Source organism: Stutzerimonas balearica DSM 6083 (assembly GCF_000818015.1).
Taxonomy (GTDB): domain Bacteria; phylum Pseudomonadota; class Gammaproteobacteria; order Pseudomonadales; family Pseudomonadaceae; genus Stutzerimonas; species Stutzerimonas balearica.
On record NZ_CP007511.1, the window covers coordinates 2,883,572 to 2,899,463 of the forward strand.

General features: G+C 64.7%; 18 protein-coding genes and 2 tRNA genes. 1 reads left to right on the top strand and 19 read right to left on the bottom strand.

Annotation, left to right across the window (positions count from 1 at the left end; all coding sequences use genetic code 11):
- From CL52_RS13140 to dinB, 16 genes are all read right to left on the bottom strand, one after another.
- Complete coding sequence (locus CL52_RS13140) at positions 1-357, bottom strand: pilus assembly protein MshP (RefSeq protein ID WP_224110139.1); 357 nt, start codon at positions 355-357, stop codon at positions 1-3.
- A 49-nt stretch (positions 358-406) separates the two neighbouring features.
- On the bottom strand, positions 407-1,315 hold the full coding sequence (locus tag CL52_RS13145; RefSeq protein WP_080773375.1) for a PilW family protein: 909 nt from the start codon (positions 1,313-1,315) through the stop codon (positions 407-409).
- Positions 1,306-1,716 (bottom strand): prepilin-type N-terminal cleavage/methylation domain-containing protein, encoded by a 411-nt coding sequence (locus CL52_RS13150; RefSeq protein ID WP_041106892.1) that lies wholly within the window; start codon positions 1,714-1,716, stop codon positions 1,306-1,308. Before CL52_RS13150 ends, CL52_RS13145 begins: the two co-directional genes overlap by 10 nt.
- A 280-nt stretch (positions 1,717-1,996) precedes the next feature.
- On the bottom strand, positions 1,997-2,449 hold the full coding sequence (locus CL52_RS20350) for a prepilin-type N-terminal cleavage/methylation domain-containing protein (protein WP_052264569.1): 453 nt from the start codon (positions 2,447-2,449) through the stop codon (positions 1,997-1,999).
- 180 nt (positions 2,450-2,629) lie between these two features.
- Complete coding sequence (locus tag CL52_RS21665) at positions 2,630-3,079, bottom strand: pilin (protein ID WP_041106894.1); 450 nt, start codon at positions 3,077-3,079, stop codon at positions 2,630-2,632.
- A 19-nt stretch (positions 3,080-3,098) separates the two neighbouring features.
- Positions 3,099-3,728, bottom strand: coding sequence for a type II secretion system protein (locus CL52_RS13165; RefSeq protein WP_280137044.1), 630 nt, complete (start codon positions 3,726-3,728; stop codon positions 3,099-3,101).
- Positions 3,728-4,966, bottom strand: a complete 1,239-nt coding sequence (locus CL52_RS13170) for a type II secretion system F family protein (RefSeq protein WP_043221162.1) — start codon at positions 4,964-4,966, stop codon at positions 3,728-3,730. Before CL52_RS13170 ends, CL52_RS13165 begins: the two co-directional genes overlap by 1 nt.
- A 172-nt stretch (positions 4,967-5,138) precedes the next feature.
- Positions 5,139-6,866, bottom strand: coding sequence for a GspE/PulE family protein (locus CL52_RS13175; protein ID WP_043221165.1), 1,728 nt, complete (start codon positions 6,864-6,866; stop codon positions 5,139-5,141).
- On the bottom strand, positions 6,863-8,239 hold the full coding sequence (locus CL52_RS13180) for a tetratricopeptide repeat protein (protein ID WP_043221166.1): 1,377 nt from the start codon (positions 8,237-8,239) through the stop codon (positions 6,863-6,865). The genes CL52_RS13175 and CL52_RS13180 overlap by 4 nt, the downstream gene beginning before the upstream one ends.
- Positions 8,236-9,162: an ExeA family protein gene (locus CL52_RS13185; protein WP_043221169.1), complete on the bottom strand. Its 927-nt coding sequence runs from the start codon at positions 9,160-9,162 to the stop codon at positions 8,236-8,238. Before CL52_RS13185 ends, CL52_RS13180 begins: the two co-directional genes overlap by 4 nt.
- Before the next feature lie 4 nt (positions 9,163-9,166).
- Positions 9,167-10,768, bottom strand: coding sequence for a pilus (MSHA type) biogenesis protein MshL (mshL, locus tag CL52_RS13190; protein WP_043221171.1), 1,602 nt, complete (start codon positions 10,766-10,768; stop codon positions 9,167-9,169).
- Positions 10,765-11,091, bottom strand: coding sequence for a Type II secretory pathway component (locus CL52_RS13195; RefSeq protein WP_234292930.1), 327 nt, complete (start codon positions 11,089-11,091; stop codon positions 10,765-10,767). The genes mshL and CL52_RS13195 overlap by 4 nt, the downstream gene beginning before the upstream one ends.
- Entirely contained in the window at positions 11,084-11,767 is a 684-nt protein-coding gene (locus CL52_RS13200; protein WP_043221176.1) for a type II secretion system protein GspM, read from the bottom strand. Before CL52_RS13200 ends, CL52_RS13195 begins: the two co-directional genes overlap by 8 nt.
- Positions 11,757-12,359 carry a PilN domain-containing protein gene (locus tag CL52_RS13205; protein WP_043221178.1) on the bottom strand — a complete coding sequence of 201 codons (603 nt, stop codon included), beginning with the start codon at positions 12,357-12,359 and terminating at the stop codon, positions 11,757-11,759. The genes CL52_RS13200 and CL52_RS13205 overlap by 11 nt, the downstream gene beginning before the upstream one ends.
- The gene (locus tag CL52_RS13210) at positions 12,359-13,279 is read right to left on the bottom strand and encodes a type IV pilus biogenesis protein PilM (RefSeq protein ID WP_041106912.1); all 921 of its coding nucleotides are present in this window, start codon (positions 13,277-13,279) and stop codon (positions 12,359-12,361) included. Before CL52_RS13210 ends, CL52_RS13205 begins: the two co-directional genes overlap by 1 nt.
- A gap of 229 nt (positions 13,280-13,508) precedes the next feature.
- Positions 13,509-14,570: a DNA polymerase IV gene (gene dinB, locus CL52_RS13215; protein ID WP_041106914.1), complete on the bottom strand. Its 1,062-nt coding sequence runs from the start codon at positions 14,568-14,570 to the stop codon at positions 13,509-13,511.
- Between the two features lie 88 nt (positions 14,571-14,658).
- Between dinB and CL52_RS13220 the strand changes: the two genes are divergently transcribed.
- Positions 14,659-14,931, top strand: coding sequence for a hypothetical protein (locus tag CL52_RS13220; protein ID WP_052264570.1), 273 nt, complete (start codon positions 14,659-14,661; stop codon positions 14,929-14,931).
- Between the two features lie 6 nt (positions 14,932-14,937).
- Here the strand turns inward: CL52_RS13220 and CL52_RS13225 are convergent, their stop codons facing one another.
- From CL52_RS13225 to CL52_RS13235, 3 genes are all read right to left on the bottom strand, one after another.
- Positions 14,938-15,387 (bottom strand): acyl-CoA thioesterase, encoded by a 450-nt coding sequence (locus tag CL52_RS13225; protein WP_041106916.1) that lies wholly within the window; start codon positions 15,385-15,387, stop codon positions 14,938-14,940.
- A 268-nt stretch (positions 15,388-15,655) separates the two neighbouring features.
- Positions 15,656-15,731 (bottom strand) — tRNA-Glu (locus tag CL52_RS13230).
- A gap of 45 nt (positions 15,732-15,776) precedes the next feature.
- Positions 15,777-15,852, bottom strand: a tRNA-Ala gene (locus CL52_RS13235).
- Between the last annotated feature and the right edge of the window lie 40 nt (positions 15,853-15,892).

Here is a 15,892-nt window from a genome sequence, read left to right on the forward strand (position 1 = left end):
TCAGTCATCCTTTTCCACCACCGCACTCAACTGCCGATACACATAATCCGGGCTGCCCGGCGAGGCGTATTGTGCGCTGGCCTGCAGCGAGATGAAGCGCAGGCTACGGTCTTCCTCAGGCAGGGAAACGGTAGTAGCGGACTTGTCGCACTTCACCTCTACCTTGAAGCCCTCCAGCATGAACTGATCTTCACAAGAAAGATCGGCCATTGCTCTATGGATCCCCCACTCAATCCCGGCCCGCGCTGCCTGATAGGCCCGCGCCTGCTGGATCGCCATGCTGCTGGTGGCGCTCTGGGTTGCGGACATCCGCGCCATGGCCGCGACCGCGCCGGCGATGACGATAATGACGAACATCGCGGCGACTAGCCCGAAGCCGCCCTGGCGACCCTGTAGGAAGGAAGAATTAGGGCGCATTATCGACCTGGACCTGCCGCAAGAGGGTGATGGTTCCGCCAGCGCCAGTCAGTACCAGTTTGAGCGTCACAAGGCCGTTGCGCGTGTTGTTGCCGGGGTCGTAGCTGAACTCGCTCTGGCCGCAATCGACACGATCGACCAAGGTGGCGGCACCGGAATAATCAGACGCGGCCAGTTCGCCAAATTCAGCGCGCACCAGCGAACCATTTCGGCATCGATAGCCGACGACCCGGTCGGCCAGAAAAAACCGATGTTGCGGAGAGGCAAACTCGAAGCGGAAAGCCGAGAGGTCAGCCTCAAGCACGCCGTTCTTCCAGGTGAAGGACTTGGGTGAAATCGGCGAAACCGCCCCATCGACGGGCTCGGGGCGCCCGACGAGCGAACCGGTGTTATAGATAATCAGCCAATGCTTGTTTTCTCCGCTATCTGCCGGCGCTATCGGGCTGAGGATATCGATCACGCAGCGGCCGGATGTCTGCGTACAGGCCGGTGGATCCTGACGTGGCCCATCGGACACAGGCAGATTGGCCCGATAGCGTCCGGCGGCCGCAATCGGAACGAGCCTGATTTCATCGCCCGTGTTGGCTACAAGGACGGAGTTTGGTACGGCTAGCCGAATGTCGCGCGCCATCCGGTTGAGCGCGATTGCCGCAAGATCGGTCAGTTCGGCCCGCTGACTATGGTCGGCGAAGCCTTGCAACGGCCGCGACATCACCGTACCGACCATTACCGCAACGACGCCAGCCAACGCAATCACCGTGATCAGCTCGACCAACGTGAATCCATTGATACTGCCCGCGGCTTGCCTGAAGTCCTGGCGGGGCAACACCGAGCCAGGGCCCGCAACCGTCCCCTCTCGCTGACTGCCCTGGCGCCTCGGCATTCGTATCAGGGGCATAAAGCATTCCCCGCCGCATCGTACTCGCCGTAGCAGGTGCGCCAACCGGAGAGCTGTAACGACTGGTTCTGCGGATCGGTCACCGTCACCTCGATGCGGGTGGCGTCAACACCGTTCAGCTTGGCAGCACCATCGACCGTCAGCGCGACCGAGTAGCCGGCCAGTTCGTTAACCGGTGCGCCGGCAAGATCCCGTGGGGCAGCGGGCGATTGCGCCGCGCTGTTTAATTGGTCATAAGGCAGCGCCAGCGCCGCCGAAAGATAGCTTTCGGCGATCATCAGGCTCTGCTGGCGCAGCAGCGGATCGGCCGAGCGCGCGGTGATGCTGGCCATGGCGGAAAACAATGCCGCTGCGGCGATGCCGATGATGACGATGGTGATGATCAGCTCGACCAGAGTCATTCCGCGTTGAGGTCGGATCACGGCTGATACCTCGGTCCAGTGACACGGCCGTATGGCGGAAAGCCACGCATCGCTTTCCACCGCGAATTCGGATTATGACCGGTGGCATAAGGCACGTCCGTGGATGGGTGAAGCGTCATCCACCCTACGTTGAAGCCCGCTAGGCTGTGGGGGCAAATGGCGGCGACGTTTAATGCGCATCGAAGCAATGACCGGAGCGTACCGATACTCTGCTCGTTGGGCTTCGCAGGCTCAACCCAATCTACAGTCCGGAACCGAGTCATTGCCCCACCTCGATAAAGCCGGTGGCGGCGTGAACGGTGAAGATATGGCCGCCCACATTCGCAGTATCCGTGCCACTGGATGCACATATGGAGAGCACTGCGATATCGGCCACAATACAACCAAGGGAATTGAACGTGATATCCAACTCGTTGGTTGTTACTCCCGGCGGAATCGCCTTTGAGTAATCTTTACTAATTTCCGAAGTGCAATCACTACCGCGATAACTCAGCGCATAGCCATTGCTATCAAGTTTGAACCGGACTGGGCAACCACTCGCCACTGCCAGCTTCTGTCCATAACGAACGGCTGAGAGTGTTTCTTCGAAATAAAAGCGCTTATCGAAGGTCTGGCGATCGAAAAAGCGCGGGAGGGCCACAGCGGAAATAATGCCGATGATGACGATCACCATGATCAACTCGACGATTGTAAAACCGCGTTGTTCAACCATTGGCCTGCCCTTCTTATAGAAGCGGGTTGGTGGCGGGAATCGACCCGCCTCCGGAAATTTGTGGCAACCCGGCCAGAAGCCGGGTTGCGGTGCAGCGTACGACGCTAAACGCGTCAGTCATTGGCCTCAGCGGCCTTCGGGTGTGGCGGTTTACGCCCAACTATATGACTAGAAGTTGAATCAATTACAGTTCGCAGCCGTCAAAGCTGAGGTCACAATTGTTGGCGCACTGTCTCCTGCGGCCATTTTATAAGTAAATTGACAAACGCTCTTGCTCTTGTCGGCAATTGTAAGAATGTCAGTCCCTTCTGTGACGGAGAAATCCACATCACTAATTTGAGCAGCAAGCCCTATCCCTGCCTTAGTAGGAGCAGCATATGTCCCTACCAGGTCAATATCCACTTCAACCTCCACCTCCCCCGCAGTTACTGCCGCCGGATCCATCAAAGCAGCAGAGTGGACAATTGCTGAAGCTGATTTAACTGCTCCAGCCGCGCCCTGCATTGCTGCGAGCCTCGCATCCGCCCCAAAATCCGCAAACCTCGGCAACGCAAACGCCGCCAAAATCCCCAAAATCACAATAACCATAATCAACTCGATCATGGTGAAGCCGCTTTGTTGCTTTTTCATGGTGTTGCTCCTTTTTGCCTTATTCAAAAGTTACGGCGACTTCGCCGGTGTTGCTGTTGTACTCGATGAAATCGTTGTTTCCATCAAGGGTGTAGCGATAGAGGCAGCGGTGGCCCTGGGCCTCGGCGCGGAAGGTGGGGTTGGTGCCGGTGACGCTGGCCGCCGAGGCTTGCAGCAGGTTGGCCCAGAGGTTCATGCATTCCTGCTGGCTCATGCTGGTGATGGCACCGGGGTTACCGCTGCGTTCGGTGCCGACGGGCCAGCCGAGGGTGTTGACGTCTACGGTGCCGTTGCCATAGCCGATCACGTTGATCTGGCAGTTGCCGGCCACACAGCTATTGTGGCCGCCGTTGCGGTTCAGTTCGTACTGGCCGCGCACCATGGAGACTGCCGAGGTGTAGGCGCCGCCGGCGCTACGCACGGTGGAGCGATGGGCGTCCTTGGCCGAGTCAATGAAGTGCGGCAGCGCCACGGCGGCGAGAATGCCGAGAATGGCGATGACCACGACCAGCTCGATCATGGTGAAGCCTGCCTGCCCGTGCCTGCCTGATTGTCGGTTTGCCGTCATGTCACCCTCGCTTTGCCGTGCTTTAGCAATCGCCGTGCGCAATCGCTTGCTGTTAGTTGCCATTTCATAGCCCTGCTGCATCAACCCCTCCCCTGCGCCGCGCTACCCAGCTCCCACATCGGCAGAAACACGCCCAGCGCCAGAATCAGCACCATCACGCCCATGCAGACGATGAGAATCGGTTCTATGGCGTCGGCCAGCTGCTTGAGGTCGTAGTCCACCTCCTGCTCGTAGAAGTCGGCGACTTCGATGAACAGGTCATCGAGTGCGCCGGTTTCCTCGCCCACGGCCATCATCTGCAGGACCAGTGGCGTGAACAGACCGGAGTTGTATGCCGAGCGAGTCAGCGCTTCGCCGCGCTCGACGCTTTCGCGGATGCCAAGAATGGCCTGGCCGATGTGGCGGTTGCCGACACTCGCGCTGTTGATCGACAGCGTCTGCAGCAACGGGACGCCGGCGCGGTACATCATCGAGAAGGTGCGGGTGAAGCGCGCCAGGGCGATTCGCTCGAAGATGCCGCCGACGATGGGCAGGCGCAGCTTGATGCGGTCCCACTTGAGCGAACCGGCGTCGGTCTCGCTCCATTTGATGAAGGCGTAAAGGCTGCCGACGAGGGCGAGCAGCAACAGCCACCACCAGTCGCGCATGAAGTTCGAGGTCCCGATCAGCAGCCGCGTGGCCCATGGCAACTGGGCGTGGAACTGGGCGAACACCTTGGCGAACGCCGGGATCACCAGCAGGTTGATCACTGCCAGCGCGACGCCCATGGCCACCAGCACGAAGATTGGGTAACGCGTGGCCTGCTTGATGCGCTTGCGCGTCTCGCGCTCGAGCTCGAGGTAGACCGACAGCTGCTTGAAGGCCTGGTCGAGCTGGCCGGTGTTCTCGCCGACGCTGACCATGCTGACGAACAGGCTGTTGAACACCCTGGGATGTGCGTTGAGCGCCACGGCCATCGGCTGGCCGCTCTCCAGACTGGCGCGCACATCCTGCAGGACTTCGCGGAAATACAGGTTGCGATTGGACTCGGCCAACCCGCCGATGGCGCGGATGATCGGCACGCCAGCCTTGCTGAGGCTGTACATCTGCCGGCTGAAAATGATCAGCTCGTCCAGGTCGACGCGCTTGCGCCGCAGCTTCTCGCGCAGCACCGCCAGGACATCGCCAGCACCGCTGTCGAGCGGGCCTGTTTCGATGGTCAGCGGCGTGATCTGCTGAGCCAGCAGCTCGCTCGCGACTGCATCGGCACTGGCGCCTTCCAGCGCACCGCTGACCTTGGCGCCCTGAGCATTCCGCCCGGTGTAATGGAACGCCGGCATCAGGCCTTCCCTCCGCCGTGACCGCAGGTGCGCGCCCACTCGCGAAGACTCTCCGCGGCCGGGCACCCCGGGTTCGCCAGCAAGCTGGCTCCAACCGCAATGGCGGGGAGCGCCTGGGTCAAACCCTGGAAGCTCACAACGGCATCCAGGCGGCGCGGCACTGGCGCGCTGTTCACGCGGTCACCTCGTCGTCCGCCAGGGTGGCGCAGACCTTGAGTACCTCTTCGATACTGGTCACGCCGGCGATCGCATAATCCAGCGCGCAGGCGGCCAGCGGCCGATAGTGCGGCTGCTGGCGCGCGGCCTCGGCGAAGCCCTGCGGATCACCGCGACGCAGGGCGGCGACCATCGGCTCATCGAGTTCGAGCAGTTCGTAGACACCGACGCGACCGGCATAGCCGGAGTTGTGGCAGTGGTGGCAGCCGCTGCCACGCTTGAAGCGGTAGTCACTGAGCGGCGCGTCATGCAGGCTCTGCAGCCAGGCCAGCTGGCGCGGATCGGGCGTGTCGTCCTCCATGCAGTTCTCGCACACCCGGCGCACCAGCCGCTGAGCCAGCACGGCGTTGAGCGCGGTGGCGACGAGGAAAGGCTCGACGCCCATATCGATCAGGCGCATGGCCGAGGTCAGGGCGTCGTTGGTGTGCAGCGTCGAGAGCACGAGGTGACCGGTCAGCGCGGCGCGCAGGCCGATCTCGGCGGTCTCCTGGTCGCGGATCTCGCCGACCAGCACGATGTCCGGGTCCTGACGCAGCGCGGCGCGCAGCACGCGGGCGAAGGTCAGTTCGATCTTGGCGTTGACCTGCACCTGATTGACCCGCGGCAGCCGGTATTCGACCGGGTCCTCGACGGTGATGATCTTCTTCTCCGGGCTGTTCAGCTCGGAAAGCCCGGCATAGAGCGTGGTGGTCTTGCCCGAGCCGGTCGGGCCGGTGACCAGCACCATGCCGTGCGGACGCTGCAGCAGGCGGCGGAAGCGCTCGAGTATGACCGGTGGCATGCCGGTTCCGTCGAGCTGGAACATCGCCCCGCTCTGGTCGAGCAGGCGCATGACCACCGACTCGCCGAACTGTACCGGCATGGTCGAGACCCGTACGTCGAGGCTGCGGTTCTTCACCCGGATGTTGAAGCGCCCATCCTGCGGCAGGCGCTTCTCGGAAATGTCCAGGCCCGACATGATCTTCAGGCGCATGACCAGCGCCGAGGCCACTCGGTGCTCCTTCATCACCTGCTCGTTGAGCACGCCGTCGATACGCTGGCGGATGCGCACCACGCCTTCATCCGGCTCGATGTGGATGTCCGAGGCCTTCATCTGTACCGCGTCCTCGAACAGTGTCTGCAGCAGGCGCACCACTGGCGCATCGCTGTTGCTCTCAGCCCCCAGCCGCGCCAGGTCGAAGTCGCTTTCCTGCAGCTCGCCTTCGAGTTCGCCGGCCAGCGAGGCGATCTGGCTGGTGCGCCGGTACAGCTGGTCGAGCGCGCCGAGCAACTCGCTCTCACGCACCACCGCCGGGTAGACGCGCTTGCCGAGCAGGCGCTCCATCTCGTCCTGGGCGAACAGGTCCAGCGGGTCGGTCATGCCCACCAGCACGCCATCGGCATGGCGCGACAGCACGATCACGCGGAAACGCCGGGCCACCGCCTCGGGCAGGCTCTGGGTGAGCCCGTTGTCGAACTTGTAGTGCTTGAGTTCGACGAAGGGGATCTGCAGCTGTTCTGAGAGCGCGCGCAGCAGCCGGCCTTCGTCGATGAAGCCGAGGTCGAGCACCGTGCGGCCGAGCTTTGAGCCGGTGCGCTTCTGGTCCTGCAGGGCAAGCTGCAGCTGTTCTTCGCTGATCAGCCCGGCCTGAACGAGCAGGTCCCCCAGGCGAATCTTGCGCTGACGGTTGTCGAGTACGGTCATCGGATACCTCCCAGGGCACCGGCCCTCTCGGTGGCGAAACGGCGGGCGTCGGCATCCAGGCCCTGGCCCTGCAGCGCGAGTCGATAATGGCGAGCGGCCTGCGCCGGCTGGTCCAGTTGCTCGAGCGCGATGGCCAGACCGAGCTGCCAGGTGGCCTGCGCCGGCCGCAGGGCGACCAGCCGGCGATAGGTATCGGCGCTTGCCCCCCACTCGCCGACCTGCTGGTAAAGCGCGGCCAGCAGTGCGTGGTAGGCGGCGTCGCGCTGCACCGGCGGCAGGTTGCCCTTCAGGGTGGTGATGGCGCCGAGCTGATCGCCGCTCTGCAACTGGCCACGTGCGAGCAGCATGCGCAGCTCGCTGTCCTGCGGGTGCTGCTGCAGCACACCGGGCAGCCAGGCCAGCAGACGATCCGAGCGATTGGCCGCCAGGTACGCCCTGGCCAGCCAGCGGCTCACCTCGCCGTCCTTAGGCCGCGCCTTGTGCAGCGCTTCCAGCTCGGTGATCGCTTGCGGCAGGTCACCGCGCTCGAGCGCGGCGCGCGCCTGCTCCAGCGGCGCCGGTCGGTGACTGCCAATCGCGACCCGCGGCTCGACGGGGCGTGCCTCGGTCTTGACCGCAGGCGCCTGCTCGTCCATCGGCCGCGGTGCAGGCGATGACCCCTGCTCGACCGGCGCCGGCCGGGTCACCCACTCGGGCAGTTGCGGCACCGCTTCGGCGCTTTCCTCGGCCACCGGTAGCTCGGCTTCGGTGCTGGCCTCGGGGGTGCCGGTCAGTGGCACGTCGAGCCACAGCTGCCAGCGATCGCCGGCCATTTCCAGACGATCACGCACGTCGAGCCGGTCGCCCAGGCCCATGAGCACGACTTCGACATCCGCTCCCCGCGCCTCGACCCGCCAGGACAGGCTCTGCCCCTCGCGCTCGATTCGCCCGCTGCGCGGCTCGCCGGCCATCTCGACGCCCGGCAGGCGCAGGCTGACGAAGCCCTGCTGGTCGACGCGTTGGTAACTCACCGAGCGCTCAAGCAGCAATTGCAGGACAAAACGCGTGCCTTCGTTCTGCGGCAGAACCTCGAGCAGGCGATTGCCGGCAACCGGCACCGCCGCGTCGGCGGGTTCACTCGGCACGGCGACTGCCGCCGTGGCCAGCGCCGGAGGCTCGGGGGCCTCGAGGCGCCCACCGACGAGCCAGGCGACCGGCAGAGCCAGCATCAGCGCGCCCGTGGCGAGCAGACCCCAGCGTCTGAACCGGGCATGACGCTCGCGCCGCCGCGCGGCGCTCTCGTCGACCGCGTGCATGCCGTCCAGACGTTCGCGCTCGGTCGGCGCCGCCCGGCGCGCTTCGAGATCGCGCAGCATGTCGTTGACCAGACTCATGGCAGCACCTCGCCAAGTTGCGAAAGCCATGGCCAGGCGCTGACCAGCGCAGCCAGCGAGGCGGCCACCGCCAACGGCCAGCGCAGATGCCGCGACCAGCCCTGCGGCAAAGCGCTGCCCTCGGTATCGGCCAGCGCGCGGCGCACATGGCGAACGCCCACGCATCGGCTGCCCTCGCCGAAGGCGGCCATCAGGCACTTGTTGGCCAGAATGTTCAGCAGCCGCGGGATGCCACGGCTGCCCTGCACCAGCAGGCGCACCGCCGAAGGTTCGAACAGCGGCTCGCCGCGATAGCCCGCCACCGCGAGGCGCTCGGTGAGATAGCGCGTCGCATCGGCCACATCCAGCGGTCGCAGCGCATAGGAAAAGGTGATGCGCTGGCGCAGCTGACGCAGGTCCTGGCGCGCCAGCGTCTGGTCGAGTTCGGGTTGGCCGAACAGCACCACCTGCAGCAGCTTGCTCTGTTCGGTTTCCAGGTTGGTCAGCAGGCGCAGCCCCTCCAGCGTCGAGACTGGCAGCGCCTGTGCCTCATCGATCAGCAGGACGGTGCTGCGCCCCTCGCCAGCCAGCTCGATCAGCCGGGCATGCAGCGCGGCGAGCAGCCCGTGCGTATCCAGCTGTTCGACATCGGGCACGTGCAGCTCGTGGGCCAGCGCCTGGCGCAGCGCCAGCGGGCTGAGCGACGGGTTGGGCAACCAGGCGAGCTGGTAGCGCGAAGGGTCCAGCTCGTTGAGCAGCGCGCGACACAGCAGCGTCTTGCCGGTGCCGACCTCGCCGGTGATCTTGATGAAGCCCTCGCCTTCGGCAAGCGCGACGCGCAGCAGGTTGAGGCACGCCTGATAGGGCGCCAGCTGCACCAGGAAGCCGGTGTTCGGCGTGAGCGCGAACGGCTTCTCGCGCAGGCCGAAGAACGCCTCGTACACGGGCTTACCTCACCACCTGATTGAACGACTCGGCGCTCTTGCGCAGGTCGTCGAGCCAGACGCGGTCATCGATCACCTGCGGGCGCAGCAGGATCACCAGTTCGGTCTGCTGCAGCGCCTTGCGCTGCTGCTGGAACAGGGCGCCAACCACCGGCAGCTTCGATGCCCAGGGCACGTTGGCGTCGGTATTGGTGTTGCGGTTTTCCATCAGGCCGCCGATGACCACGACCTGTCCGCTGCGTGCGCGCACGATCGAGTCGGACTGGCGCGTGGTCGACAGCGCCAGCGGCAGGTTGAAGACGTTGTCGTCGCTACCGAGCTGAATGGTCTTGTTCTGGTCCTGGACCCGGCTGACGGTGGGCCGGACATGCAGGGTGACCTGGTCGTTTTCGTCGATCTGCGGCGTCACGTCGAGCGAGATCCCGGAAAAGAACGGCGTCAGGGTGATGTCCAGATCCGGGGCGGTGGTGCCGCCGGCCAGCGTCGTGGTGGTGGTGGACACGTCGGTGACGAAGAATTCGTCGGTGCCGACCTTGATCACCGCTTTCTGATTGTTCAGGGTCGACACGCGCGGGCTGGACAGCACGCGCACGTCGCCCTGGGTCTCGAGCAGCTGCAGCACGCCGGTGAAATCACCGTTCTGCACGATGGCGCTGAATACGCCACCGATGCCCTGCGCGCCAGCGAGGGCATCGCCCTGCAGCCCGAGGGTGATGTCGGCGTTGCCGAAGCTGCCCAGCTGCGACCAGTTGATGCCCGCCTGGAAGCCATCGGAGAGATTCACTTCGAGGATTTTCGCCTCGAGGATCACCTGGCGCTGCAGGTTGCGCTGTGCCTGTTCGAGAAAGTGCTCGACGGCTTGCTGGTCGCTCGCCGGCGCACGTACCACGAGCAGCCCGGCCTGTGGGTTGACCACCACGCTGTTGCCTTCCTCGCCGCCGATCATCATCGCGACGACTTCGCGCACCTCGCCCCAGAAATCGACATTACTGGTGGTCAGCAACTGGCTGGCGTTGACCGTGGACGAGGTCGTGCTGGTGGTGGTTCCGGTCGCGGCGGTGCCGGTGTTGTCGCTGACCGCGACCTGCCCGGAGCTGACCCGCGTATCGCTCATGCCCTGGCGCTGCAGGTTGAGATAGTTGAGGTCATAGGTGCGCGTGACCACGCGATTGGGCAGGACCTGGTAGCCGTAGCTCGTGCGGCGGAAGTCATAGCCGTAGCTGTCGCGCACTGCCGCGAGCACTTCCTCGAGGGTGACGTTGCGCAGGCTGAAGGTGATGTTGCCCGTCACCTCGGGATGTACCAGCAGGTTCTGCCCGGCGCTGTCCATCAGGCTGAGAAAGAATTCGCGTGCCGGCATGTCGTTGGCGGCGACATCGAAGCGCGGCCCGGCCTGCACCGGCGCGTCGAGTGCCAGCGGCGGAATCAGTGCAGCCTGGACCGACGCCGGCGGCGCCACCTTGGCCTGAGTCTGCTCGAGGCTCTCCTTGAACAGGCGGTCGCTCTGCTCGTAGAGCTGTCGGTCGCCGTCCTTGAAAGTCTGACAGGCGCTCAGCAGGCAGATCAGGCTCAGCAGCCCAAGGCGTGGCTTGATAATCGACATCATGGCTTGCTCGGAGTGGCGACCGGGACGGCGAGGCGCAGCGTTTCACGACGGCCCTCGCGCTCGATCAGGACGGAATTCGAATAGATGTTCAGTACACGGGCATCGCCCAGGCGCTCGCCTATCTTCAACGAGCGGCCATTGACTACGGCGCGCGGCGCGCCCGGCAGGCGCAGGATCGCCTGCAGCTGCAGAACCTCGCTGGCAGGCGCGGCGCCCGCCTCGACACGCAGCGGATCGGCGCTTGGCAGCGTCGGATCGATGGCCTGGGCATCACCGACGAGGCAGGCAAGCAGCAGGCAGAAGATTCGAACGCGATCAGACACCGACCCACCCCGCATGGCGACTCAAGGTATGCAACTCGATAAGGATCCGCGCCTGCGCAGGGCCGGCCTCCTCGACCTGATAGTCGAGGCTGTCCCAGTGCAGCCGCCAACCGGAGGCCTGCACCGCCTGCAGGTAATTCAGCAGGTCGAAGTAGCCACCCTCCAGGCGCAGCCGCAGACCGTGGCGATAAAAGCTGACCGCGGCGGCGGCTTTGCTTTCGCCGGCCGCTTCGGCTTCGGCAGCCGGCGGCTGGAGCGGCGCGGTGAAACTCTCCAGCTCGACCAGACGCAGCTTCGGCTGATTGCGCAACAGGTCCTGCAGCAACAGCTTCATCTTCGCCGGCGAAACCAGTGCACGGGTCTGCGCGTCGATACGCTGCGACAGCGCCTCGTGTTCCAGCTGCGCCTTGTCCAGCGCCTCGCGATAAGGCCGGTTGGGGTCGGCGGCCAGCTTCGCCTCGAGTTCGCGCAGGCTCGCCTGAGCTTCCAGCTGGCTGGCCTCGGCCTGGCGGCGCCCGGCGTCGAGAGCTTCGCGGCGCTCGGTCAGCGGATCGACTACCGTCAGCAGGTAGAGCAGGCCGAGCAGCGCCAGGCCGACCGCATAGGTCAGCCACTGCTCACGTGGGGCGAGCGCTCGCCACCGCAGCATCAGCGCAGCAAGGGAGCTATTCGCCATCGTCTGCTCCGGCATGTGAGGAGAGGGTGAATTCGAGCAGTTGGCGTTCGTCGCGCTGCACGTCGAAGCGGGCGAACTCGCGGCCGGCGAAGGCCGGGCTCACGCCGAGGCTCTGCAGATAGAGCGGAAGCAGCTCCTGATCGCGACTCTGCCCTTTCAGGCTCATGTCATGACCGCCGGCGCGCAGCTGGATCGTTGTCAGCCACAGGCCGGCCGGCGGGTGGCGGTCGGCGAGCGCCGTGAGGATCGGCACGAAGCCTTCGGCACGCTCGGCATCGAGCTTGCCGAGATACTCGGCAAGCTGCAGCAGCTGACCGTTCTGCGCCTCGCGCTCGGCGAGCTGCTTGGGCAGTTGCCGGTCGAGCACCGGTTCGCGGTAACTGGCCTTGAACTGTGCGAGTCGCGCCTGTTCGGCCTCGGCCAGCTGCTGGGCCCGCTCCGCGGCCTGCCCGGCAGCATGCCACTGCCAGGCGGACCAGCCGCCGTGCAGCACTACGCCGATCAGCAGCAAAGCCAAGCCGAGCGCCATCTGACGCGGCTTCGGCCCGCCGTGACGGCGCTGCTCCTGCTGGAAAAGGTTGACGTTCTGCATCACTGCACTTCCTGACGCAGGGCCGCGCCAACGGCGCCGATGCAGAAGGCCTGCGTGGCTTCCGGCAGGTCGGCCTCGGTCTGGCCGGCGAATAGTTCGCGCAGGTCGAGCCGCTGCAGATTGACGGCCAGGCCCGTGGAAAGCGCCTGAAAAGTCGCCTCGCCGTTCTGCTTCATCGGCAGCAGCAGGAGTCGGCTGATGTAACCCTTGCCGAGCTGACTTTCGAAGTAATCGAGCGAGCGCTGGATTTCCAGCGTCATCCCGGAGAGGTCCTGCGCCGCGCGCGCCAGACCGTTCTCGATACGCCGGGCCATATAGATGTCGGCGCCGTTCTGCACGCTGATCAGGCCTTCGCTGGTGCGCAGGCGCAGCAGCGCAAGGTTGACGCTGCCGGCGCCGGCCAGCAGCCCCAGATTGCGGAACGCCATTTCGGTGATGTCGATGCTCTGCAAGTGCAGGCCGGCCTGCCGGACGAGCGCCAGGTAGTGCTGCATGCGCGGCTTGCTGAAGACGATGCAGTACACCATGCGGTTGCGTCCGCGGTAGGCGTCTTCGGGTAGCGAGAAGCAGTCGACGATGACCTCTTCCAGCGACTCGCTGATCAAATCCTTGACGCGCCAGCGCATGGCGTCGCGCAGCTCGGCCGCGGGCACCTCGGGCGCCTCCAGGAGGAACATCTGGTATTCGGAGGGATGCAGCAGCACGTTGACTGCCGCGCCTTCGAGGCGGTGTTCAGCGACCAGCCGCTTGAGCAGCTCACCCTGGCCGGCAGTGTCGGCGGCGTGGTACTGGCACAGACGCAACTGCGCCGGCGCGCCTGCTTCGCGCAGAACCTGCGCCAGGCTCATGCCGTGCGGGCTGCTCTCAAGGCCGAGCAACCCCGCCGCCCGGCTATCACGCTTTCTCGAAAACAGCCCCACTCACCGGCTCCCCTTGCCCACAAGCCACTGCGCGTTCAGCTGAAGAACGGCTAACAATGACCGATATCAATTTGCCATCAGTGGCGACGGGACTTTAACAACAATGGTTGAGGGTGTCCAAATACCGTCGTCTGCCTGTGCGCCGATGTCGCGCATCAAAATATGCGCACCGTCACACTTCTTTCGCTATCGGCAGCACGAAGCGTGCCGAGAGTGCGCTTCGTCGGGATCAAAACAGACGCAGTTGCTCGACCTGCTCGCGTCGGCTGCTCAGACGCACGCCTATGCCGATCAGCCGCACGGGCCGTTCGCCGCGGGCGTAGGCGCCCGCCAGCAGGGAGGTGAAACCTTCGAGCGTCGCGCCGACGCCAACCTGCTCGACGGTCGTCTGGGTAAAATCGTGGAATTTCAGCTTCACGAATGGCTTGCCCGGCCGGTAGTCCGCCTCCAGCCGGGCGATCCGCCGCTCGAGCTGCGCCAACAATTCGGCGAGTTGCGCTTCGCAAGCGGCCAGGTCGGGCAGGTCGCGGTCGAAGGTCTGCTCGACGCTGACCGATTGGCGCCTGCGCTCGACCTGAACCGGGCGCTCGTCGATACCCTGTGCCAGCCCCCAGAGGCGCTCACCGAAAGCGCCGAATTCGCGCACGAGCGCCAGCCGACTCCATTGCCCAAGGTCGGCACAGGTCCGAATACCCAGGCGATCGAGCTTTTCCGCCGTGACCCGCCCGACACCATGCAGGCGCTTGACCGGCAGGCTGGCGACGAAGGCCCCAACCTCGGCGGGAGTGATGACGAACAGGCCGTCCGGCTTGTTCCAGTCGCTGGCGATCTTGGCGAGAAACTTGTTCGGCGCGACCCCGGCCGACACCGTGATGCGCAACTGCTGCCAGACGCGCCGACGGATGTCCTGGGCGATACGCGTGGCGCTGCCGTTGAACTGCGTGCACGCGGAGACATCGAGGTAGGCCTCGTCCAGCGATAGCGGCTCGATGAGATCGGTGTAGCTGCGCAGGATGCCGTGAATCTCCTGCGAGGCTTCGCGGTAGACATCCATGCGCGGCCGCAGAATCAGCAAGTCGGGACACAGCCGCAGCGCATGGGCCGACGCCATCGCCGAGCGCACGCCAAAGGCCCGCGCCTCGTAATTGCAGGTCGCGATCACGCCACGCCGATCCGCCGCGCCACCGACGGCGATCGGCCGCTGTGCCAGCGTCGGGTCGTCGCGCATCTCGATGGCGGCGAAAAAGCAGTCGCAATCGACGTGGATGATCTTGCGCTGGTGTGCGCTCATGGCCGCCTCACCAGGTGAACGATGATGCTCGACCGGGGGTCGTTACTAGGCGCAGTTCCGATTCTTTTCGACATATGTGGAGGCTGGCATGAAACCAACGCAGCTGACGTCACTTCTGTTCGGCACCCTGCTCGCGGGCGGCATCGCCGTCAACGCGGCCGCCGACGACCATATGCAGCCGCATGCGAAAGACCCGCAGAACGTTCACGACAACACCCAGCAGCAGATGGGCGACGACACGCATTACGATGGCAAGCATCAAGCCGATCCGAAGATGAAGCAAGAAGTCCAGGAGCAGTGGCGCGAGGACGCCGAAGAGCGCCGCGAGTCCGACGTTCGCAGACCCGAACAGGGCGGCTGACAGCCCTCACAGCTCGAGGGGATAGGGCTCGACCAGCGCCTTGCCGTACCCCTCGACGAACTCGGGGGGCATGCGCTTCGGCTTTCCACTGGATAACTCGATGCAGACGAAGGTCGTCTGCGCGCGGAGCAGCGTGGCCCCGTCGGCCGGGCGAACGAGCTGGAACTGGCGCTTCATGCGCAGACGCTGATCCGATTCGCAGATCCAGGTGGCCAGCTGCAGCCGGTCACCTTCATATGCACTGGCCAGATAGTCGATCTCGTGCCGCAGCACCGCCATCGCACGGTCCAGCCGCCGATAATCCTCGATGCCCAGCCCCAGGCTCTGCGAATGACTCCAGGCGCAGCGCTCCAGCCAGGACACATAGACGGCGTTATTGGCGTGACCCAGCTCGTCGATGTGCTCTGCCGACACCTGGACATCGATGACGTAGGCCCCTTCCCTATCCCAGCTCATGACAGATCTCCCAATCAAGATTCGCAGCATGAGAACCCGAGCGACGCGCTTTGTCACGCGTCTGCACCCATTACGACGCCCCAGGCTGCTCAAACTCCGACACACCCGGCGTGCCGCCGTTCCGCCAGCGCCCGCCGTCATGCCGCCGCGTGCGCGCGACGGCGCCTGCTCACGCAGGACCGGACGGCAGCCGAAAACCATATGACAGAAAAACAAAAGGGCCACCTCGCGAGAGATGACCCCTGAGTGCCCAAGGCGGGCTAAAAAATGGCGTCCCCTAGGGGACTCGAACCCCTGTTACCGCCGTGAAAGGGCGGTGTCCTAGGCCACTAGACGAAGGGGACGTAACCTTCGATACGGTCCGGCAAGGAGCCGAAGCGCGTGGAAATTGGTGGAGCTAGACGGGATCGAACCGTCGACCTCTTGCATGCCATGCAAGCGCTCTCCCAGCTGAGCTATAGCCCCGAACTTAACGTCTTCCGACGAGCGCAACGCCTGGGCGGTG

Bases quoted from the DNA above. Each gene is read 5' to 3' on its own strand.
- CL52_RS13150 (WP_041106892.1), bottom strand. From the start codon at position 1,716: ATGACTCTGGTCGAGCTGATCATCACCATCGTCATCATCGGCATCGCC.
- CL52_RS13200 (WP_043221176.1), bottom strand. From the start codon at position 11,767: ATGGCGAATAGCTCCCTTGCTGCGCTGATGCTGCGGTGGCGAGCGCTC.
- CL52_RS13165 (WP_280137044.1), bottom strand. From the start codon at position 3,728: ATGCAGCAGGGCTATGAAATGGCAACTAACAGCAAGCGATTGCGCACG.
- CL52_RS13225 (WP_041106916.1), bottom strand. From the start codon at position 15,387: ATGAGCTGGGATAGGGAAGGGGCCTACGTCATCGATGTCCAGGTGTCG.
- CL52_RS13175 (WP_043221165.1), bottom strand. From the start codon at position 6,866: ATGACCGTACTCGACAACCGTCAGCGCAAGATTCGCCTGGGGGACCTG.
- CL52_RS13170 (WP_043221162.1), bottom strand. From the start codon at position 4,966: ATGCCGGCGTTCCATTACACCGGGCGGAATGCTCAGGGCGCCAAGGTC.
- CL52_RS13145 (WP_080773375.1), bottom strand. From the start codon at position 1,315: ATGCCCCTGATACGAATGCCGAGGCGCCAGGGCAGTCAGCGAGAGGGG.
- CL52_RS13205 (WP_043221178.1), bottom strand. From the start codon at position 12,359: ATGCAGAACGTCAACCTTTTCCAGCAGGAGCAGCGCCGTCACGGCGGG.
- CL52_RS13180 (WP_043221166.1), bottom strand. From the start codon at position 8,239: ATGAGTCTGGTCAACGACATGCTGCGCGATCTCGAAGCGCGCCGGGCG.
- CL52_RS13220 (WP_052264570.1), top strand. From the start codon at position 14,659: ATGAAACCAACGCAGCTGACGTCACTTCTGTTCGGCACCCTGCTCGCG.
- dinB (WP_041106914.1), bottom strand. From the start codon at position 14,570: ATGAGCGCACACCAGCGCAAGATCATCCACGTCGATTGCGACTGCTTT.
- CL52_RS21665 (WP_041106894.1), bottom strand. From the start codon at position 3,079: ATGAAAAAGCAACAAAGCGGCTTCACCATGATCGAGTTGATTATGGTT.
- CL52_RS13140 (WP_224110139.1), bottom strand. From the start codon at position 357: ATGTTCGTCATTATCGTCATCGCCGGCGCGGTCGCGGCCATGGCGCGG.
- CL52_RS20350 (WP_052264569.1), bottom strand. From the start codon at position 2,449: ATGGTTGAACAACGCGGTTTTACAATCGTCGAGTTGATCATGGTGATC.
- mshL (WP_043221171.1), bottom strand. From the start codon at position 10,768: ATGATGTCGATTATCAAGCCACGCCTTGGGCTGCTGAGCCTGATCTGC.